We start from the raw sequence: 19599 nt of genomic DNA on the forward strand, positions 1-19599 counted from the left end.
GCTACGAACGCAAAGCCGAACACTTTCTCGCCTTCGCCGCCATCGCCTGCACCCTCATCTGCTACCGCCGACTCGCCAAATGAGATGACTTCTTAGAGAAGGACCGGGCCCGCTACGGACTGATGGCCGTCGTCATCAGCATCGTCGCGATCTCGGGCGTCGCAGCCTTCGGCGTCTGGCGGCTCGACGGCGACCGGGCCGTGATCGTCGGTGTGCTGACCGCCGCGTTCACCGCGATCAGCGGGATGACCACCGCCTACCTGGGCATCAAGGCCGTCTCCAACACCGCCCGCTCCATCGCCCTGGGAGAGGGCACCCGCCGGGAACCCGCGCCCGCCGCACCCGCACCCGCACCCGCACCCGCACCCGCCACGCCCACGTCGACACCGGCCGCCCCGGCACCTCCCGAGGCACCGGCCGCCGCCCCCGCCCCGGACACGACACCCGCCGCGCCCCCGTCCGCACCCCCGGCCCAGCGCGCCCCCTGACCCGGCCCCCCACGCCGGGGGCAAAAGGGTTCGCCACGGATTTGGCCGGGATGAGATCCTGGATCGCGTATGTCTACGCACCCTGCCCCCGCCCTCGGCGCCCTCGCCCCCCGCCTGACCGAGCTGACCCTGCGCGACGCGCACCGGCTCGGACGCAGGCTCGAGGGCGCGCGCAAGATCCGTAACCCGGAGGCCCGCGCCGCCGTCCTCGCCGAGATAGAGGCGGAGGTCGCGAAGGCCGAGGAGCGGATGGCCGCGCGGCGCACCCGCGTGCCGGCCGTCACCTATCCCGAGCAGCTGCCGGTCAGCCAGAAGAAGGACGAGATCGCGGCCGCCATCCGCGATCACCAGGTCGTCATCGTCGCCGGTGAGACCGGGTCCGGGAAGACCACGCAGATCCCCAAGATCTGTATGGAGCTGGGGCGCGGCGTACGCGGCATGATCGGGCACACCCAGCCCCGCCGGATCGCCGCCCGTACCGTCGCCGAGCGGGTCGCCGAGGAGCTGGACACCCCGCTCGGGGAGGCCGTCGGCTGGAAGGTGCGGTTCACCGACCAGGTGAACCCGGACGCCACCTTCGTGAAGCTGATGACGGACGGCATCCTGCTCGCCGAGATCCAGACCGACCGCGAGCTGCGCGCCTACGACACGATCATCATCGACGAGGCCCACGAGCGGTCCCTCAACATCGACTTCCTGCTCGGCTACCTCGCCCAGCTGCTGCCCAAGCGGCCCGACCTCAAGGTGGTCATCACCTCCGCGACGATCGACCCGGAGCGCTTCTCCCGGCACTTCGGCGACGCCCCGATCGTCGAGGTCAGCGGGCGCACCTACCCGGTCGAGGTGCGCTACCGCCCGCTCCTGGAGGAGGACTCCGAGGACGCCGACCGCGACCAGATCACCGCGATCTGCGACGCCGTCGAGGAGCTCCAGGGCGAGGGCAAGGGCGACATCCTGGTCTTCCTCTCCGGCGAGCGCGAGATCCGCGACACCGCGGACGCGCTGGTGAAAAAAAACTACCGCTTCACGGAAGTCCTGCCGCTCTACGCCCGGCTCTCGCACGCCGAGCAGCACCGCGTCTTCCAGCCGCACACCGGCCGCAGGATCGTTCTGGCGACCAACGTCGCCGAGACCTCGCTGACCGTGCCGGGCATCAAGTACGTCATCGACCCCGGCTTCGCCCGCATCTCCCGCTACAGCCACCGCACCAAGGTCCAGCGGCTGCCCATCGAGGCGGTCTCCCAGGCCAGCGCCAACCAGCGCAAGGGCCGCTGCGGCCGCACGTCCGACGGCGTCTGCATCCGGCTGTACTCCGAGGACGACTTCCTGGCCCGGCCGGAGTTCACGGACGCGGAGATCCTGCGCACCAACCTCGCCTCCGTCATCCTCCAGATGACCGCGGCCGGCCTCGGCGACATCGAGAAGTTCCCCTTCATCGACCCGCCGGACCACCGCAACATCCGCGACGGCGTCCAGCTCCTCCAGGAGCTCGGCGCGCTCGACCCGGCGCAGAAGGACGTACGCAAGCGGCTCACCGACACCGGCCGCAAGCTCGCCCAGCTGCCCGTCGACCCGCGGCTGGCCCGGATGGTCCTGGAGGCCGACAAGAACGGCTGTGTCCGCGAGGTCATGGTCATAGCGGCCGCGCTCTCCATCCAGGACCCGCGCGAGCGCCCGGCCGACAAGCAGACCCAGGCCGACCAGCAGCACGCCCGCTTCAAGGACGAGACGAGCGACTTCCTCGCCTATCTCAACCTCTGGCGCTACATCCGTGAGCAGCAGAAGGAGCGGGGCTCCTCCTCCTTCCGCCGGATGTGCAAGCAGGAGTACCTGAACTTCCTGCGCATCCGGGAGTGGCAGGACATCTACACCCAGCTGCGCACGGTCGCCCGGCAGCTGGGGATCCACCCCAACGAGGACGACGCCGCCGAGCAGAGCGTGCACGTCTCGCTGCTGGCCGGTCTGCTCTCCCACATCGGGATGAAGGACGTGAAGGAGACCGGCGGCGAGAGCGGCCGGGGCGGCGGCAGGAACGAGTACCTCGGCGCCCGCAACGCCAAGTTCGCGATCTTCCCCGGCTCGGCCCTCTTCAAGAAGCCCCCGCGCTTCGTGATGTCGGCGGAGCTGGTGGAGACCAGCCGCCTGTGGGCCCGCGTCAACGCGAGGATCGAGCCGGAGTGGATCGAGCCGCTCGCCGGGCACCTGCTCAAGCGCACCTACAGCGAGCCGCACTGGGAGAAGGACCAGGCGGCCGTGATGGCGTACGAGAAGGTCACGCTGTACGGCGTGCCGATCATCGCCCAGCGGAAGGTCAACTACGGGCGGATCGACCCGGAGACCTCGCGCGAACTTTTCATTCGCAACGCGCTGGTCGAGGGCGACTGGCGGACCCACCACAAGTTCTTCGCCGACAACCGGAAGCTCCTCAGCGAGGTCGAGGAGCTGGAGCACCGCGCCCGGCGCCGGGACATCGTGGTCGACGACGACACCCTGTTCGACTTCTACGAGCAGCGGGTCCCCGAACACGTCGTGTCGGGCGCCCACTTCGACTCCTGGTGGAAGCACAAGCGCCATGAGCAGCCCGACTTCCTGGACTTCGAGCGGGAGATGCTCATCCGGGAGTCGGCGGAGGCGGTCACCAAGGCCGACTACCCGGACTCCTGGCGGCAGGGGCCGCTGAAGTTCCGGGTGACCTACCAGTTCGAGCCGGGCGCGGACGCGGACGGTGTGACCGTGCACGTCCCGCTCCAGGTCCTCAACCAGGTCACGGACGAGGGCTTCGACTGGCAGATCCCGGGCCTGCGCGAGGAGGTGGTCACCGAGCTGATCCGCTCCCTGCCGAAGCCGATCCGCCGCCACTACGTGCCCGCGCCGAACTACGCGAAGGCCTTCCTGGAGCGGGCCGTGCCCCTGCAGGAGCCGCTGACCACCACCATGGCGCGTGAGCTCAAGCGGATGGTCGGCGTGCCCTTCGAGGCCGACGACTTCGACTGGGGCAGGCTCCCGGACCATCTGAAGATCACCTTCCGGATCGTCGACGAGCGGCGCCGCAAGCTGGCCGAGGACAAGGACCTGGAAGCCCTGAAGCTCCGGCTCAGGCCCAAGGCCCGCCAGGCCCTCTCCCAGGCCGCGGCGGCCAGCGCCGAGCGGCAGGGCGGCGAGTCCCTGGAGCGCAAGGGTCTGACGGACTGGAGCATCGGCACGCTCACCCGGGTCTTCGAGACCCGTCGGGCCGGTCAGCCGGTCAAGGCGTACCCGGCGCTGGTCGACGACGGCGACACGGTCTCCGTACGCCTCTTCGACACGGAGGCGGAGCAGGCCGAGGCCATGTGGAAGGGCGCCCGGCGGCTGATCCTGCGCAACATCCCGGTGAACCCGGCCAAGTTCGCCTCCGAGAAGCTGACGAACGCCCAGAAGCTCGCCCTGTCGGCGAACCCGCACGGCTCGATCCAGGCCCTGTTCGACGACTGCGCGATGGCGGCGGCGGACAAGCTGATCGCCGACTTCGGGGGCCCGGCCTGGGACCAGGAGTCGCACCGCAAGCTGTACGACAAGGTGCGCGCCGAGATCGTCGACACCACGGTCCGCACGGTCGGCCAGGTGCAGCAGGTCCTGGCCGCCTGGCAGGCCTGTGAGCGCCGTCTGAAGGGCGTACGCAGCGCCGTGCTGCTGGCGAACCTCCAGGACGTGCGCAAGCAGGTGGACGCCCTCGTGCGGCCCGGCTTCGTCACGGAGACCGGGTTGCGGCGCCTGCCCGACCTGATGCGCTATCTGGTGGCCGTCGACCGGCGGCTGCAGCAGATGCCGACCAACGTCCAGCGGGACACCACCCGCATGGAGAAGGTCCACGAGATGCAGGACGAGTACGCCTGGCTGCTGGAGCAGCTGCCCCAGGGCCGCCCGGTGCCCTCCGCCGTCCTGGACATCCGCTGGATGATCGAGGAGCTGCGGGTCAGCTATTTCGCCCACGCGCTGGGCACGGCGTACCCCGTCTCGGACAAGCGGATCGTGAAGGCGATCGACGCGGCCGCCCCGTGACGGGATCCGCACGCTGGGTGAGTTCGACCAGGGGGCTCACCCTCCTGTACAGTCTGTCTCGCAGCGCAACGAAGAAAAGCGCAGCGAAACCTGGTCCTGTGGAGCAGTTTGGAGTGCTCGCCACCCTGTCAAGGTGGAGGCCGCGGGTTCAAATCCCGTCAGGACCGCATTGATCGACCGAGGCCCGTTCCCTTCCGGGGGAAGCGGGCCTCGGTCGTTTTTCCACGCGGGCCGTCCCGGCGGGGCCGGGTTCCACATCGACCGTCGACCGCCTACCGGAGTCCGCGCCCGTCGGTCCACCGGCCGGTCCGCCGCGACCGGCGCCGACCCGTCAGCCCGCGAACCGCGCCGACCCGTCGCCGCGACCGGCGCCGGCCTGCCACCCCGTCAGCCCGCGGCCCGTGCCGATCCGTCACCCCGTCAGCCCGCGGCCCGTGCCGATCCGTCACCCCGTTCGCCGCGGCGGCCTCCCGCGGCCACCACCCGGGCCAGGAACGGCAGTCCGGGCCCCCGGAAGCGGCGCGGTCGCCGTCTCGCACCCGCCGTGCCGTCTTGACGCAGCCACCCGCGGCCAGTACCCAGAGAGCAGGGCACCTTCCCGCGTGGATCCCGGAGGTGGCGCATGGCGGCGTCGGTCAGGCACGAGACGCGGGCATTGCTCCGCGCACATCTGGCGGCCGCTTCGTCCTACCGGCACCTGACCCGGCACTGCCCCGTCTGCCACCGACTGCTGCGGCTGGCGATGGACACCGCTCCCCCGGACGCGGAGGGCTCCCCGGAGGCCGCCGCGGACGAGCGGCCCGCGCCGCCGTGACCGCCGCCGTGACCCGTTTCACTAGCGCACACGAGCCAGAGGCAACAAGGCCCCTGGCATGTGACGGGTGTCACGGCATGATTTTTTGAAAGCACGGTACTTACCCGAGTCCTACAACCAGTCAATTTAATATGTGCCATTGCACTGACCTCGACGGTCACGCACAGCAGATCCGACAGCCCTCCCCAGACTCCGACAAGGCCGCTCACAGGCTGGCCGCCGAGAGTCGGACAGGTCGTCAGGAAGGCACCACAGGTCCGCCACAGAGGCATCACAAGGCCCACCCCGAAGCGCTTCCGAAGTGCGGTCGGGAGTGCTGCCGGAGCGGTTCCGTGGCGCCTCGGGGGCGCCTTTCGGGCGCAAAAAAAGATCGCGCTGGACCCGGCGGAGTCCAGCGCGATCCACGACGCACCCTGTTCGGTTGCCTGAACGGTCGGGCGGGGGACCTGTTGGGGCAGGACCCGCGTCGCTTGTAGCTGTGGGTTCGGGCCGCTCGACGGGTTGGGGACCTGTCGACATGCCCGGTATTCAGTTGTCCAGGCTGATCAGGCCTCGCTGCGCTGCTGCGGGATACCCGCGAGCAGAGCGCGGACCTCAGCCTCGCGGTAACGGCGGTGACCGCCGAGCGTGCGGATGGATGTCAGCTTGCCGGCCTTCGCCCACCGCGTGACCGTCTTGGGGTCGACACGGAACATGGTGGCGACCTCAGCCGGGGTCAGCAGCGGCTCGGCATCAGGGGTGCGAGCGGTCATGAGCGGCCTCCTCGGGAGAACCGAACCTTCTCGGTTCTTTCCTCTAAATTCTGCACCTTGACCCGCGTTGCCCGAAATGGCGGACGCGAGTCGAGTCGGTTATAGGACGAACGGCTTGTCCTCGGCACTACAACTACACCATCTGTCCAGCCGCGTCGGCCAAACCGATGGAATTGCCCTCCCAGGTGGCCATCAGCGACGGAAGCCGATGGACCATGCCATAGCGGACAGTCACGCCACTGTGACGATCAGTCACAGGGCGATCAGGAGTTACCAGACATCCCAAACTGCGTGATGCCGAGATTCCGCCCATGGTGGAGCATAGTTGGACAGACGGAGCCCTCCCCGGGCTCCTTGTCCTATTTTGGCATGAGGAGGGGCAAGGGGCGCAAGAGACTGGAAAGTGCGGTCTGTCACGCTTGACGTGAAAGCCCGGATCGGGACCTACGTCCCGCCGCGTTCCCGAAGTTCGGTAGACCGTACGTCGTTCGCAGCATTTTTCGATCGTGATCTACGTCACCCATCGGGTGCTGTCGATCCGTCAGTTCGCCGAACGCCGGTCCCGTGCCGAGCGCCACCGCTCCACCAGCCGGGCGTACGCCTCGCCCGCCGCGGAGCCGTCGCCGCGGCGCAGCGCGTCGATCCCCTCGGCCACGTCCGCGGCGGAGTGGTCGTCCTCCAGCGCGTCGGCCGGCAGCGTGTGCACCAGACCGCCGTAGTCCAGTTCCACCAGCGAACGCGGATGGAACTCCTCCAGCCAGCGGCCCACGTCCACCAGGCCGTCGATGAGCGGCCCTTCGTCCATCGCGTCCCGCAGCGTGCGCAGCGCCCGCGCGACCCGGCGCCGCGCCTGCACCATCGGAGTGCGGTAGCGCAGCACGGGCGGCTCGCCCTCGGCGGCGCCGCCCCCCTTCGCGTACTCCCGCTCCTCGTCGGACACGAGCACGAACCAGTTCAGCGGTACCTGCCAGGTCGACGTGCGGATCCAGGGGCGGGCGTCGGGATTGCGGGCCAGCCAGCGCTCGTAGTCCTGGGCGGCCTGGCCCCGTACGAGTGGGGGGAGCACGGCGTCCAGGACCGTCCGCGGCAGTTCCCCGGACAGTCCCTCCAGTGCCTGCCAGCCGCGCAGCCGGGTGCGCCAGGGGCAGACGCACAGCACCCCCTCCACCTCCAGCACGAACGCGTCGCCGCTCTCGTGCACCGGCACCGGGACCGGCGGGGTGGGCAGCAGATCGGCCAACGAGCGGCGCAGTTCGTCCTGGTACGAGGGGCGCTTCTCGCGCCGCGCGTAGCGCGCCCAGTGGCTGCGCTCCGGTTCCGGGAAGGCGGCCAGCGGTTCGTAGACGCGCAGATAGGTCGCGTACGGGACGATCACCGAGGACACCTTGGGCACGCCTGCTCCCTCCCCCGCGGATCGACCCGGAAAACGGCCGCACCGCACCCGGACACGTGGGAAAAACATGCAAATCGTCGCACGGCAGTACTCCAGGAGGAGGTGATCCCGAGCACCGGGAGGCCGGCGGGCCGGGGCAGGCTCTACCCTCGTGCCACAGCCCCCACCCCTCCCCCACTGCCAAAAGCCCGGGGGACCCCATGGGAGCTGGTCTCCAAGCCGCTACTTACCCAGGAGTCACCACAGTGACCGACGTAACCGGCGCGCACGCTGATGTACTGCACACCCTGTTCCACTCGGACCAGGGGGGTCATGAGCAAGTCGTGCTCTGCCAGGACCGCGCCAGCGGCCTCAAGGCCGTCATCGCCATCCACTCCACCGCTCTGGGCCCGGCCCTCGGCGGTACGCGCTTCTACCCGTACGCCTCCGAGGCGGAGGCCGTCGCCGACGCCCTGAACCTCGCGCGCGGGATGTCGTACAAGAACGCCATGGCCGGTCTCGACCACGGCGGCGGCAAGGCCGTGATCATCGGTGATCCCGACCTGATCAAGACCGAGGAACTGCTCCTCGCCTACGGCCGTTTCGTCGCCTCGCTGGGCGGCCGGTACGTCACGGCCTGCGACGTCGGCACCTATGTCGCCGACATGGACGTCGTCGCCCGCGAGTGCCGCTGGACCACCGGGCGTTCGCCCGAGAACGGCGGCGCGGGCGACTCCTCGGTGCTGACCTCCTTCGGCGTCTACCAGGGCATGCGGGCCAGCGCCCAGCACCTGTGGGGCGACCCCTCGCTGCGCGGCCGCACGGTCGGCATCGCGGGCGTCGGCAAGGTCGGCCACCACCTGGTGGAGCACCTGCGGGCGGAGGGCGCCCAGGTCGTGATCACGGACGTGCGCGAGGACGCCGTGCAGCGGATCCTCGACCGGCACCCGGAGGGCGTCACCGCGGTCCCGGGCACCGACGCGCTGATCCGGACCGAGGGCCTCGACATCTACGCCCCCTGCGCGCTCGGCGGCGCCCTGAACGACGACAGCGTGCCGGTGCTGACCGCCAAGGTCGTCTGCGGCGCGGCCAACAACCAGCTCGCCCACCCGGGTGTGGAGAAGGACCTCGCCGACCGCGGGATCCTCTACGCCCCGGACTACGTGGTGAACGCCGGCGGGGTCATCCAGGTCGCCGACGAGCTGCACGGCTTCGACTTCGAGCGGTGCAAGGCGAAGGCCGCGAAGATCTTCGACACCACGCTGGCCATCTTCGCACGTGCGAAGGAAGACGGGATTCCGCCGGCCGCGGCGGCCGACCGGATCGCCGAGCAGCGGATGGCCGAGGGGCGCGCGGCACACTGATCCACGAGCACACGCCAGGTGTGCTCGCGGCTTCGGGCGGTACCCGCCGGCGGGAACTTCGAGAGAACTCTCACGTCCACCGGCGGGTCGTGCCCGGATAAGTGGTTAAAATCGCCACTGACCAGCGAGGACAGGGCGCCTCGAAGGCCCTGCGCACACGCGCGTCCTGTGGGCGACGTACCGTATGGGCGCGGGCTCAGGTACCGTGGAAGCCCTACGGACCGGCCTCTCTACGGAGAGTCCGTTCCGGATCATGAACGCGTGTCAGACTCTGGGGCCGTCGAGCCCCGTCACCGAGGGGGTCGAGCCATGGGGCGCGGCCGGGCCAAGGCCAAGCAGACGAAGGTCGCCCGCCAGCTGAAGTACAACAGCGGTGGGACTGACCTGTCGCGTCTGGCCAGCGAGCTGGGCGCATCGACTTCGAGCCAGCCGCCGAACGGCGAGCCGTTCGAGGACGACGACGAAGAAGAAGACGACCCGTACGCGCAGTACGCGGATCTGTACAACGATGACGACGAGGACGAGGACGACGAGTCCGGTCCTTCGTCGCAACATCGTCGCGGCGCTTGACGCAGTAGCGACTCGGCAGTTTCCGCGGCTCTCGTAGCAACTGCACTTCACCCGGTCCGGGGCATCAGCGCCGGACCGGGTTTCGTGCTGTCGTCCACGGGATCGGTCGGTCTCAGACCGCGTAGTCGCCGACCAGCTCGGCGCCCGTCGTGTGCTCGCCGCGGCCGGTGATCTCGCCGGCGACCCAGGCCTCGACGCCGCGGTCCGCCAGCGTCGCCAGCGCCACGTCGGCCGACTCCTCGGGCACGATCGCGATCATGCCGACCCCCATGTTCAGGGTCTTCTCCAGCTCCAGCCGCGCCACGTCGCCGGTCCGGCCGACGAGGTCGAAGATCGGCGCCGGGGTCCAGGTGGAGCGGTCCACGACGGCGTGCAGGCCGTCCGGGATCACCCGGGCCAGGTTGGCCGCGAGTCCGCCGCCGGTGATGTGCGAGAAGGCGTGCACGTCGGCGGTGCGGGTCAGGGCCAGGCAGTCCAGCGAGTAGATCTTGGTGGGCTCCAGGAGCTCCTCGCCCAGCGTGCGGCCGAGCTCCTCGATCCGGGCGTCCAGAGACAGACCGGCCTGGTTCAGCAGGACGTGCCGGACCAGGGAGTACCCGTTGGAGTGAAGCCCGGACGCCGCCATGGCGATCACCGCGTCACCCTCGCGGATACGGTCCGCGCCCAGCAGCCGGTCGGCCTCCACGACGCCCGTACCGGCGCCGGCGACGTCGAAGTCGTCCGCGCCCAGCAGGCCGGGGTGTTCGGCCGTCTCGCCGCCCACCAGGGCGCATCCCGCCAGCACACAGCCTTCGGCGATGCCCTTGACGATCGCGGCGACCCGCTCGGGGTGGACCTTTCCGACGCAGATGTAGTCGGTCATGAACAGCGGCTCGGCGCCGCACACGACGATGTCGTCCATGACCATCGCGACCAGGTCGTGGCCGATGGTGTCGTACACGCCCAGCTGCCGGGCGATGTCGACCTTCGTGCCGACGCCGTCCGTGGCGGAGGCGAGCAGCGGGCGCTCGTAACGCTTGAGGGCGGAGGCGTCGAAGAGTCCGGCGAAACCGCCGAGGCCGCCGAGGACCTCGGGGCGCTGGGTCTTCTTCACCCACTCCTTCATCAGCTCGACGGCGCGGTCGCCCGCTTCGATGTCGACGCCCGCGGCTGCGTAGCTGGCACCAGTTGTCTCAGACATGACGGTGAGAACTTTCGTGTCGTACGGCAGGTATGGCGGGGCGCTACGGGCGACGGATCGCGTCGGTCGCGGCCGTGGCGGCGGGCCCGGCGGCCAGCTCGGTCTCCAGGAGCTGCTTGCCGAGCAGTTCGGGGTCCGGGAGCTCCATCGGGTACTCGCCGTCGAAGCAGGCACGGCAGAGGTTCGGCTTGTCGATGGCGGTCGCCTCGATCATGCCGTCGATGGAGATGTACGCCAGGGAGTCGGCGCCCAGCGAGGTGCCGATCTCGTCGATCGTCATGCCGTTCGCGATGAGCTCGGCGCGGGTGGCGAAGTCGATGCCGAAGAAGCAGGGCCACTTCACCGGCGGCGAGGAGATCCGGATGTGGACCTCGGCCGCGCCCGCCTCGCGGAGCATGCGGACCAGGGCCCGCTGGGTGTTGCCGCGCACGATCGAGTCGTCGACGACGACCAGGCGCTTGCCCTTGATGACTTCCTTGAGCGGGTTCAGCTTCAGGCGGATGCCGAGCTGGCGGATGGTCTGCGAGGGCTGGATGAAGGTCCGGCCGACGTAGGCGTTCTTGACCAGTCCGGCGCCGAAGGGGATGCCGGACGCCTCCGCGTAACCGATCGCGGCCGGGGTGCCGGACTCCGGGGTCGCTATGACGAGATCCGCCTCGGCCGGGGCCTCCTTCGCCAGGCGGCGGCCCATCTCCACCCGGGAGAGGTACACGTTGCGGCCGGCGATGTCGGTGTCGGGGCGGGCCAGGTACACATACTCGAAGACACAGCCCTTGGGCTTCGCTTCTGCGAATCGAGAGGTGCGCAGACCGTTCTCGTCGATCGCCACGAACTCGCCGGGCTCGATCTCGCGGACGAAGCTGGCGCCGCAGATGTCGAGGGCGGCGGACTCGGAGGCGACGACCCAGCCACGCTCCAGACGGCCGAGGACCAGCGGGCGGATGCCCTGCGGGTCACGCGCGGCGTAGAGCGTGTGCTCGTCCATGAAGACGAGGCTGAAGGCGCCCTTGACCTGCGGAAGGATCGCGTGCGCGCCCTCTTCGATGGTCAGCGGCTTGCCGTCGGCGTCGACCTGCGCCGCCAGGAGGGCGGTGAGGAGGTCGGTGTCGTTGGTGGCGGCCACCCGGGTGGAGCGGCCGTTGGTGTCCTTCGGCAGCTCGGCGACCATCTCGGCGAGCCGCGCCGTGTTCACCAGGTTGCCGTTGTGACCGAGCGCGATGGAGCCGTGCGCCGTGGCACGGAACGTCGGCTGGGCGTTCTCCCACACGGAGGCACCGGTGGTCGAGTAGCGGGCGTGTCCGACCGCGATGTGACCCTGGAGCGAACCGAGCGAGGTCTCGTCGAAGACCTGGGAGACAAGGCCCATGTCCTTGAAGACGAGGATCTGGGAGCCGTTGCTGACCGCGATTCCCGCGGATTCCTGACCCCGATGCTGGAGGGCGTAGAGCCCGAAGTAAGTGAGCTTGGCGACCTCTTCGCCGGGAGCCCAGACACCGAAGACGCCGCAAGCGTCCTGGGGGCCTTTCTCACCGGGGAGCAGATCATGACTGAGTCGACCGTCACCACGTGGCACGCCACCGAGTGTAGGCGAGATCGACCACTGGTCCGAATTGGCGATACTCGACGGTAACTGACCGCTCGCCGTCGGCCGACGGAAGGAACGCGGCGTTCTCGCTGGTCAGCGCGTCGCCATCGGGATCAGGCGAACGGCAGGACAGCGCGGCGGGCCGACCCGGAACCTCTCGTTCCGTGGACATGAGTGAGGCTTCGCACACCCTTCGCGTGGCCGGAACCCGACTCGGTACGACAGACCGGACCCGGTACGACGGACCGGACCGTCCCGCTAGGCCATCAGCGGCAGCAGTCCGCCGAGGTCCGCCCGCTCCCCGCTCGCGCTGACCCGGGCCGCGTCGAGCGCTTCCTTCCAGGCCAGCCGCCCGGTCGCCAGCCGGATCCAGGTCAACGGATCGGTCTCGACGACGTTGGGCGGGGTGCCGCGGGTGTGCCGGGGCCCCTCCACGCACTGCACCACGGCGTACGGCGGGATCCGCACCTCCGTGGAGCCGCCGGGCGCCTTCACCGCGAGCGCGTCGGCGAGCAGGCGGGTGCAGGCGGCGAGGGCCTGGCGGTCCTGGGGGACGTCCAGGCCCGGCACGGCGGCGTTCAGGTCGTCGGTGTGGACGACGAGTTCGACGGTGCGGGTGACCAGGTAGTCGGCCAGCGGCATGGCGCCCGCGTTCGTGGCCAGCAGTCGGGTGCCGGGGTGTTCGGCAAGCCGCTCCTCGAAGCGCCGTTCGACCTCGGAGAGGAAGGCGCCGAGGTCCGGGTGGCGCTCCGCGAGCTGCCGGGCCAGGTCGGCGACCGCCCCGGAGCGGGCCGAGGTCCCGGACGGCCAGTCGAGCACCGTGGCGTCCTGGCGCGCCGGCTCCGGCTCGTCCAGGAACCGGCCGACGGCCGCGAGGGCCGTCCCGGTGTGCGCGACCAGGTCCCGTACGGTCCACTCGCCGAGCCGGGTGGGCAGCGCGAGCTGCTCGGGCGTGAGGGTGTGGACGGCCGCCCGCACGTTCCCGAACTGGGCGAGAACCGCCGCACGGGTCTTCGCGGGGTCGTAGGTCCGGGTGCGCTTCTTCGCCGGGGGCATGGCGGTGAGCCTAGGGCCTGTCCGGCAATTCCCGTCGTCCGCCCGGAGGGCGGGTTCCGCGGCGTCAGGTGCGTTCTCTCGGCGTGCCGGGCGTGGTCCCTCGTACTTGGACGTACTTGGGACTGCGCCCGGCGCGGCGAGAGGGCGTGCATGGCGTCGCGGGACAGTCGGGAATTGTCAGACAGGCCCCAGGGCACGGCGAAGGCCCCGCTCGTGGGAACGGGCGGGGCCTTCGCCGTCGTACTGCCGGACCGCGGCGCGCAAGCGGAACGTCCGCGCGCCGGGGACGCGTCAGGCGAGCAGTGCCGGGATGGTGGCCTCGTGGGCCTCGCGCAGCTCCTCCAGGGAGAGCGCGAACTCGCCCTGGAGCTCGACCGTGTCGCCGTCGACCACGCCGATGCGGGCGACGGGCAGACCCCGGGCGCCGCACATGTCGTTGAAGCGGACCTCCTCCGAGCGCGGGACGGCGACGACCGCGCGGCCCGCCGACTCCGAGAACAGGAAGGTGAACGCGTCGAGCCCGTCCGGTACGACCAGCCGCGCGCCCTTGCCGCCGAGCAGTGCCGACTCGACCACGGCCTGGATCAGACCGCCGTCGGACAGGTCGTGCGCGGAGTCGATCATGCCGTCGCGGGAGGCGGAGATCAGGATCTCGCCGAGCAGCCGCTCACGCTCCAGGTCGACCTTCGGCGGCAGCCCGCCGAGGTGGTCGTGGACCACCTGCGACCAGGCCGAACCGTCGAACTCCTCACGGGTGTCGCCGAGGAGGTAGAGCAGCTGGCCGTCCTCCTGGAAGGCGACCGGGGTGCGGCGGGCGACGTCGTCGATGACGCCCAGCACGGCCACGACCGGGGTCGGGTGGATGGCCGCCTCGCCCGTCTGGTTGTAGAGCGAGACGTTGCCGCCGGTCACCGGGGTGCCGAGCTGGAGGCAGGCGTCGGCGAGACCGCGGACGGCCTCGGCGAACTGCCACATGACGGCCGGGTCCTCGGGCGAGCCGAAGTTCAGGCAGTCGGAGACCGCGAGGGGCTTGGCACCGGTGGTGGCGACGTTGCGGTACGCCTCCGCGAGGGCCAGTTGCGCGCCCGTGTACGGGTCGAGCTTGGCGAAGCGGCCGTTGCCGTCGGTCGCGATGGCGACGCCGAGCCCGGTCTCCTCGTCGATGCGGATCATCCCGGAGTCCTCGGGCTGGGCCAGCACCGTGTTGCCCTGCACGAAGTGGTCGTACTGGGAGGTGATCCAGGACTTGGAGGCCTGGTTCGGGGAGGAGACCAGCTTCAGGACCTGGTCCTTCAGCTCCTCTCCGGTCGCCGGGCGGAGCAGCTTGCCCGCGGAGTCGGCCTGGAGGGCGTCCTGCCAGTCCGGACGGGCGTACGGGCGCTCGTAGACCGGGCCGTCGTGCGCGACCGTGCGCGGGTCGACGTCGACGATCTTGCCGCCGTGCCAGAAGATCTCCAGCCGGTCGCCGTCGGTGACCTCACCGATGACGGTGGCGATGACGTCCCACTTGTCGCAGATCTCCAGGAACCGGTCGACCTTCTCCGGCTCGACGACCGCGCACATGCGTTCCTGCGACTCGCTCATGAGGATCTCCTCGGGCGAGAGCGTGGAGTCGCGCAGCGGTACGTCGTCGAGGGTGACGCGCATACCGCCGGAGCCGTTGGAGGCGAGCTCGGAGGTCGCGCAGGACAGACCGGCCGCGCCGAGGTCCTGGATGCCGACGACCAGCTTCTCCTTGAAGGCCTCCAGGGTGCACTCGATGAGGAGCTTCTCCTGGAAGGGGTCGCCGACCTGGACGGCCGGGCGCTTCGACGGCTTGGCGTCGTCGAAGGTCTCGGAGGCCAGGATCGACGCGCCGCCGATGCCGTCGCCACCCGTGCGGGCCCCGTACAGGATGACCTTGTTGCCCGCGCCGGACGCCTTCGCGAGGTGGATGTCCTCGTGCCGCATCACGCCGATGGCACCGGCGTTGACCAGCGGGTTGCCCTGGTAGCAGGCGTCGAAGACGACCTCGCCGCCGATGTTGGGCAGGCCCAGGCAGTTGCCGTAGCCGCCGATGCCGGCGACGACGCCCGGCAGCACGCGCTTGGTGTCGGGGTGGTCGGCCGCGCCGAAGCGCAGCGGGTCGACGACCGCGACCGGACGGGCGCCCATCGCGATGATGTCGCGCACGATGCCGCCGACGCCGGTCGCCGCGCCCTGGTAGGGCTCCACGTACGAGGGGTGGTTGTGCGACTCGACCTTGAAGGTGACCGCGTAGCCCTGGCCGACGTCGACGACACCGGCGTTCTCGCCGATGCCGACGAGCAGCGCGTCGGACTGCGGGGCCTTCTCGCCGAACTGGCGCAGGTGGACCTTGGAGGACTTGTACGAGCAGTGCTCGGACCACATGACCGAGTACATGGCGAGCTCGGCACCGGTCGGGCGGCGGCCGAGGATCTCCACGACCCGCTCGTACTCGTCCTTCTTCAGACCGAGTTCGGCCCAGGGCAGCTCGACGTCGGGGGTCTCGGCCGCGTGCTCGACCGTGTCCAGAGGCGTCCGGCTCATGCGTTGACCAGCTTCTTGAGGATCGAGGTGAAGAACGGCAGGCCGTCGGTGCGGCCGGACCCGATGAGCGGCTCGACGGCGTGCTCCGGGTGCGGCATGAGACCGACGACGTTGCCCGCCTCGTTGGTGATGCCGGCGATGTCCCGCAGCGAGCCGTTGGGGTTGACGTCCAGATAGCGGAACGCCACCCGGCCCTCCGCCTCCAGCTTGTCGAGCGTGTACTCGTCGGCCACGTAGCGGCCGTCCATGTTCTTCAGCGGAATGTGGATCTCCTGGCCGGCCGTGTAGTCGGCGGTCCAGGCGGTGTCCGCGTTCTCCACCCGCAGCTTCTGGTCGCGGCAGATGAAGTGGAGGTGGTCGTTGCCGAGCATCCCGCCCGGGAGCAGGTGCGCCTCGGTGAGGATCTGGAAGCCGTTGCAGATGCCGAGGACCGGCATTCCGGACTTCGCCTGCTCGATGACGGTCTCCATCACCGGCGAGAAGCGCGAGATGGCGCCGGCGCGCAGATAGTCGCCGTAGGAGAAACCGCCGGGGAGGACGACCGCGTCGACCTGGTGGAGGTTCTTGTCCTTGTGCCAGAGCGCCACCGGTTCGGCGCCCGCGAGGCGGATCGCGCGCTGGGTGTCCCGGTCGTCGAGGCTGCCGGGGAAAGTGACGACGCCAATACGAGCGGTCACTTCGCGGCCTCCGCGACTTCCTCCACCTTGACGGTGAAGTCCTCGATCACGGTGTTGGCGAGGAAGGATTCAGCGAGATCGTGGATGCGGGCGAGGGCGGCCTCGTCGACCGGCCCGTCAACTTCCAGTTCGAATCGCTTTCCCTGACGGACGTCGGAGATGCCTTCGAATCCCAGTCGCGGCAGCGCGCGCTGGACCGCCTGGCCCTGGGGGTCGAGGATCTCCGGCTTGAGCATGACGTCGACTACGACGCGTGCCACTGGCACTCCCGATGTGTGGTGCTGAGCAGGTTCCTTCAGACTACCCGCACAAAATTTCTACGCGAGTAGAGTTGTAGGAACATACGTGACGGCCATCACGATCCGGCATCGAAGGGGTGCGCTCGCGAAAATTTCCGGGAAAGATCCGGGATCCACACCCGACACCTATTGCGTCCGGACACGCGGAGAGATTTAGTCGGGCTTCACATTGCAATGCCGGACGCGGTACAAATAAATTGGCATTAGCCGATAGTTTGTCCAATAACAAGCGGACAGTCGGCATCTCGGAGACGTCATGGCACGTCATCGCGGAGATGCCGCACGAAGGGACCGATATTCGTGGCGCAGAAGGTCGTGGTCACTCTCTTTGACGACATCGACGGCTCGGAAGCGGCGGAAACGATCGCCTTCGGACTCGACGGCAAGTCGTACGAGATCGATCTGAATGAAGTCAACGCCAGGGAACTGCGCGAGGCGCTCGCCCCCTACGTGGACGCCGGCCGCAAGCGGTCGAAGTCGGGCAAGGCCTTCCGGCAGACGGAGGTCGCCCCCGACCCGGCGGCCGTGCGGGCCTGGGCCCAGGCGAACAAGATGGACGTCCCCGCTCGCGGACGCATCCCCAAGAAGGTCTACGAGGCGTTCACCGCGGCCCAGTGAGGCCTCGGCCGACAGCCGGTCACGCACCCCTCGGAAGAACCGACTTGCGCTGCACCCCTCCTGGTCAGCTAGAGTCTGGAGCACACCGAGGGGCAAGGCCGAAAAGCCCACCTCACGGAGTACATGCGGGTGTAGTTCAGTAGCAGAACATCCCCCTTCCAGGGGGAAGGCGCAGTGTGCAATTCCTGTCACCCGCTCTGCTTGCACGGCCTTGCCGGACCACTCTGGTGGATCAGGTAGGCTGGTGCTCGCGCCGATCGGTGAAAGCCGGTCGGAGGCAATGCGGACGTAGCTCAGTTGGTAGAGCGCAACCTTGCCAAGGTTGAGGTCGCGAGTTCGAGCCTCGTCGTCCGCTCCACGAAAGCCCCGGTCTTCGGACCGGGGTTTTTTCGTTCCCACCCGCGGGCGATCGCCTGACATTTGTCATGCCGAGCGATGACACCGCGCACTGCTGCCCGGCCCCGTCCGCCGGGACGCTGAGGTCATGGACATCAACGAGCACGAGCACGTGATCGAGGTCACAGACCTCCGGCGTGTCTACGGGGGCGGGTTCGAGGCGGTGCGTGGCATCTCCTTCTCCGTGGCCCGCGGCGAGATCTTCGCGCTGCTGGGCACCAACGGTGCGGGCAAGACGTCGACCGTCGAACTGCTGGAGGGGCTCGCGCCTGCGTCCGGCGGCCGGGTGCGGATCCTCGGCCACGACCCCTTCCGCGAGCGGGCCGCCGTACGGCCGCGCACCGGCGTGATGCTCCAGGAGGGCGGTTTCCCCTCGGAGCTGACCGTCGGCGAGACCGCCCGGATGTGGGCCGCCTGCACCAGCGGCGCCCGGCCCGAGGCGGAGGCACTCGCCCTGGTCGGGCTGGCCGGGAAGGCCGGGGTGCGGGTGAAGCAGCTCTCCGGGGGCGAGCGGCGGCGCCTGGATCTGGCGCTCGCGCTGCTCGGCGAACCCGAGGTGCTGTTCCTGGACGAGCCGACCACCGGACTCGACGCCGAAGGGCGCCGGGACACCTGGGAGTTGGTGCGCGCACTGCGCGACGGCGGCACCACCGTGCTGCTGACCACGCACTACCTGGAGGAGGCGGAGGGCCTCGCCGACCGGCTCGCGATCCTGCACGAGGGACGCATCGCCGCCTCCGGCACCCCTGCCGAGGTGACCGCGGACCGGCCGTCCCGCATCTCCTTCGAATTGCCCGAGGGCTATTTCCCCGGCGACCTGCCGCCGCTCGCCGAACTCGGCGTGTGCGGGCACGAGGTGGTGGGGCGGACCATGCGGCTGAGTACCCGGGAGCTTCAGCGGGCGGCCACCGGACTGCTGGTGTGGGCCGCACGGGCCGGGGTCGAACTGCGCGGCCTCGACGTGCGGTCGGCCTCGCTGGAAGAGGCGTTCCTGAGCATTGCGCGAGAACAGCAGCCCACGGCGGGAGCGGCGGCATGAGTACCCTCACCCGGCCGGCCGCACCGGCGTACGCCCGCACGGTCCGGCGCCTGGGCGCCCTCGCCCGCGCCGAACTCACCCTGCTCGGCCGCAACCGGAGCGCGGTGCTGACCGCGCTGCTCGTACCGCTGGCGCTGCCGTTCACCGTGCGGCCCGCGGTCGACCGGATCGACCTGCGTGCCGAGGGCCTGACCCTCGGCACGGTGACACTGACCGCCGCGATCGGCTACTCCCTCCTCTTCGCCGTCTACACCTCCCTGGTGGGCGCGTTCGTCGCCCGCCGCGAGGAACTGGTCCTCAAGCGGCTGCGCACCGGCGAGCTCGGCGACCTGGAGATCCTCGTCGGCACCTGCCTGCCCGCCGCGTGCATCGGGCTCGCCCAGGCGCTGGTGCTGTCCACGGGCTGCGCGGTGCTGCTCGACGCCGGGGCGCCCCGGGCGCCGTACCTGACCGTCCTCGGGCTGCTGACCGGCCTCGTCCTGTGCGCCGCGCTCGCCGCGCTCACCTCGGCCTTCACCAGGACCACGGAGAGCGCCCAGGTCACCGCGCTGCCGCTGGTGTTCGTGTCGATGATCGGCTCGGGCATCGCCGTCCCCCTCCAGGTCCTGCCCGACCGGCTCGCGGCCGTCTGCGAACTCCTCCCGCTCTCGCCCGCGATCCGGCTGGTCGGCGCCGGCTGGACCGGCAGCATGGCTGCGTCCGAGGCGCTGGGTGCCACGGCGACCGCGCTGGCCTGGACGGTCGTGGCGGTGTTTGCTGTACGGCGGTGGTTCCGGTGGGAACCCCGGCGCTGACGGGGGG

At 70.0% G+C, this 19599-nt stretch carries 16 protein-coding genes and 3 tRNA genes; 11 read left to right on the forward strand and 8 right to left on the reverse strand.

Annotation, left to right across the window (positions count from 1 at the left end; all coding sequences use genetic code 11):
• The first annotated feature begins 122 nt into the window (after positions 1-122).
• The 4 genes from ACWC24_RS34225 (at position 123) to ACWC24_RS34240 (ending at position 5340) form a co-directional block, all read left to right on the forward strand.
• Positions 123-488: a hypothetical protein gene (locus tag ACWC24_RS34225; protein WP_450666803.1), complete on the forward strand. Its 366-nt coding sequence runs from the start codon at positions 123-125 to the stop codon at positions 486-488.
• Between the two features lie 69 nt (positions 489-557).
• Positions 558-4526, forward strand: a complete 3969-nt coding sequence (hrpA, locus tag ACWC24_RS34230; RefSeq protein ID WP_450666804.1) for an ATP-dependent RNA helicase HrpA — start codon at positions 558-560, stop codon at positions 4524-4526.
• Between the two features lie 92 nt (positions 4527-4618).
• Positions 4619-4693 (forward strand) — tRNA-Asp (locus ACWC24_RS34235).
• A gap of 455 nt (positions 4694-5148) precedes the next feature.
• Entirely contained in the window at positions 5149-5340 is a 192-nt protein-coding gene (locus ACWC24_RS34240; protein ID WP_450666805.1) for a DUF6274 family protein, read from the forward strand.
• Between the two features lie 545 nt (positions 5341-5885).
• Here ACWC24_RS34240 and bldC read toward each other — a convergent pair.
• Together bldC and ACWC24_RS34250 are read right to left on the reverse strand one after the other, a co-directional pair.
• Positions 5886-6092, reverse strand: coding sequence for a developmental transcriptional regulator BldC (gene bldC / locus ACWC24_RS34245; protein WP_003949541.1), 207 nt, complete (start codon positions 6090-6092; stop codon positions 5886-5888).
• Positions 6093-6633: 541 nt separating this feature from the next.
• Positions 6634-7485 carry a hypothetical protein gene (locus ACWC24_RS34250; RefSeq protein ID WP_450666806.1) on the reverse strand — a complete coding sequence of 284 codons (852 nt, stop codon included), beginning with the start codon at positions 7483-7485 and terminating at the stop codon, positions 6634-6636.
• A 245-nt stretch (positions 7486-7730) separates the two neighbouring features.
• Between ACWC24_RS34250 and ACWC24_RS34255 the strand changes: the two genes are divergently transcribed.
• Together ACWC24_RS34255 and ACWC24_RS34260 are read left to right on the forward strand one after the other, a co-directional pair.
• Entirely contained in the window at positions 7731-8828 is a 1098-nt protein-coding gene (locus ACWC24_RS34255) for a Leu/Phe/Val dehydrogenase (protein WP_450666807.1), read from the forward strand.
• Positions 8829-9137: 309 nt separating this feature from the next.
• Positions 9138-9398: a DUF3073 domain-containing protein gene (locus ACWC24_RS34260; protein WP_450666808.1), complete on the forward strand. Its 261-nt coding sequence runs from the start codon at positions 9138-9140 to the stop codon at positions 9396-9398.
• 112 nt (positions 9399-9510) lie between these two features.
• Here ACWC24_RS34260 and purM read toward each other — a convergent pair whose 3' ends face one another.
• From purM to purS, 6 genes are all read right to left on the reverse strand, one after another.
• Positions 9511-10578 carry a phosphoribosylformylglycinamidine cyclo-ligase gene (purM, locus tag ACWC24_RS34265; protein ID WP_450666809.1) on the reverse strand — a complete coding sequence of 356 codons (1068 nt, stop codon included), beginning with the start codon at positions 10576-10578 and terminating at the stop codon, positions 9511-9513.
• Positions 10579-10621: 43 nt separating this feature from the next.
• A complete protein-coding gene (purF, locus tag ACWC24_RS34270) occupies positions 10622-12151 on the reverse strand; it encodes an amidophosphoribosyltransferase (RefSeq protein WP_162469303.1) in 1530 nt (509 codons plus the stop codon).
• A gap of 270 nt (positions 12152-12421) precedes the next feature.
• Positions 12422-13219 carry a sterol carrier family protein gene (locus ACWC24_RS34275; RefSeq protein WP_450666810.1) on the reverse strand — a complete coding sequence of 266 codons (798 nt, stop codon included), beginning with the start codon at positions 13217-13219 and terminating at the stop codon, positions 12422-12424.
• 291 nt (positions 13220-13510) lie between these two features.
• Positions 13511-15769 carry a phosphoribosylformylglycinamidine synthase subunit PurL gene (purL, locus tag ACWC24_RS34280; protein ID WP_450666811.1) on the reverse strand — a complete coding sequence of 753 codons (2259 nt, stop codon included), beginning with the start codon at positions 15767-15769 and terminating at the stop codon, positions 13511-13513.
• A complete protein-coding gene (gene purQ, locus ACWC24_RS34285) occupies positions 15766-16446 on the reverse strand; it encodes a phosphoribosylformylglycinamidine synthase subunit PurQ (RefSeq protein ID WP_450666812.1) in 681 nt (226 codons plus the stop codon). Before purQ ends, purL begins: the two co-directional genes overlap by 4 nt.
• Positions 16443-16706 carry a phosphoribosylformylglycinamidine synthase subunit PurS gene (gene purS / locus ACWC24_RS34290; RefSeq protein ID WP_015659417.1) on the reverse strand — a complete coding sequence of 88 codons (264 nt, stop codon included), beginning with the start codon at positions 16704-16706 and terminating at the stop codon, positions 16443-16445. The genes purQ and purS overlap by 4 nt, the downstream gene beginning before the upstream one ends.
• Positions 16707-17045: 339 nt before the next feature.
• On the opposite strand from purS, the gene ACWC24_RS34295 reads away from it, so the two are divergent.
• From ACWC24_RS34295 to ACWC24_RS34315, 5 genes are all read left to right on the forward strand, one after another.
• Positions 17046-17363 carry an Lsr2 dimerization domain-containing protein gene (locus tag ACWC24_RS34295; RefSeq protein ID WP_162469301.1) on the forward strand — a complete coding sequence of 106 codons (318 nt, stop codon included), beginning with the start codon at positions 17046-17048 and terminating at the stop codon, positions 17361-17363.
• A gap of 125 nt (positions 17364-17488) precedes the next feature.
• Positions 17489-17560 (forward strand) — tRNA-Gly (locus ACWC24_RS34300).
• 85 nt (positions 17561-17645) lie between these two features.
• Positions 17646-17721, forward strand: a tRNA-Gly gene (locus ACWC24_RS34305).
• 126 nt (positions 17722-17847) lie between these two features.
• Positions 17848-18798 carry an ABC transporter ATP-binding protein gene (locus tag ACWC24_RS34310; RefSeq protein ID WP_450666813.1) on the forward strand — a complete coding sequence of 317 codons (951 nt, stop codon included), beginning with the start codon at positions 17848-17850 and terminating at the stop codon, positions 18796-18798.
• Positions 18795-19592 carry an ABC transporter permease gene (locus tag ACWC24_RS34315; protein ID WP_450666814.1) on the forward strand — a complete coding sequence of 266 codons (798 nt, stop codon included), beginning with the start codon at positions 18795-18797 and terminating at the stop codon, positions 19590-19592. The genes ACWC24_RS34310 and ACWC24_RS34315 overlap by 4 nt, the downstream gene beginning before the upstream one ends.
• The last annotated feature ends 7 nt before the right edge of the window (positions 19593-19599 follow it).

Source organism: Streptomyces sp. NPDC001443 (genome assembly GCF_053597355.1).

What these genes read in the sequence shown, in the direction of transcription:
- ACWC24_RS34225 (WP_450666803.1), top strand. Translation starts at nt 123, where the DNA reads ATGGCCGTCGTCATCAGCATCGTCGCGATCTCGGGCGTCGCAGCCTTC.
- hrpA (WP_450666804.1), top strand. Translation starts at nt 558, where the DNA reads ATGTCTACGCACCCTGCCCCCGCCCTCGGCGCCCTCGCCCCCCGCCTG.
- ACWC24_RS34240 (WP_450666805.1), top strand. Translation starts at nt 5,149, where the DNA reads ATGGCGGCGTCGGTCAGGCACGAGACGCGGGCATTGCTCCGCGCACAT.
- bldC (WP_003949541.1), bottom strand. Translation starts at nt 6,092, where the DNA reads ATGACCGCTCGCACCCCTGATGCCGAGCCGCTGCTGACCCCGGCTGAG.
- ACWC24_RS34260 (WP_450666808.1), top strand. Translation starts at nt 9,138, where the DNA reads ATGGGGCGCGGCCGGGCCAAGGCCAAGCAGACGAAGGTCGCCCGCCAG.
- purM (WP_450666809.1), bottom strand. Translation starts at nt 10,578, where the DNA reads ATGTCTGAGACAACTGGTGCCAGCTACGCAGCCGCGGGCGTCGACATC.
- ACWC24_RS34275 (WP_450666810.1), bottom strand. Translation starts at nt 13,219, where the DNA reads ATGCCCCCGGCGAAGAAGCGCACCCGGACCTACGACCCCGCGAAGACC.
- purL (WP_450666811.1), bottom strand. Translation starts at nt 15,769, where the DNA reads ATGAGCCGGACGCCTCTGGACACGGTCGAGCACGCGGCCGAGACCCCC.
- ACWC24_RS34310 (WP_450666813.1), top strand. Translation starts at nt 17,848, where the DNA reads ATGGACATCAACGAGCACGAGCACGTGATCGAGGTCACAGACCTCCGG.
- ACWC24_RS34315 (WP_450666814.1), top strand. Translation starts at nt 18,795, where the DNA reads ATGAGTACCCTCACCCGGCCGGCCGCACCGGCGTACGCCCGCACGGTC.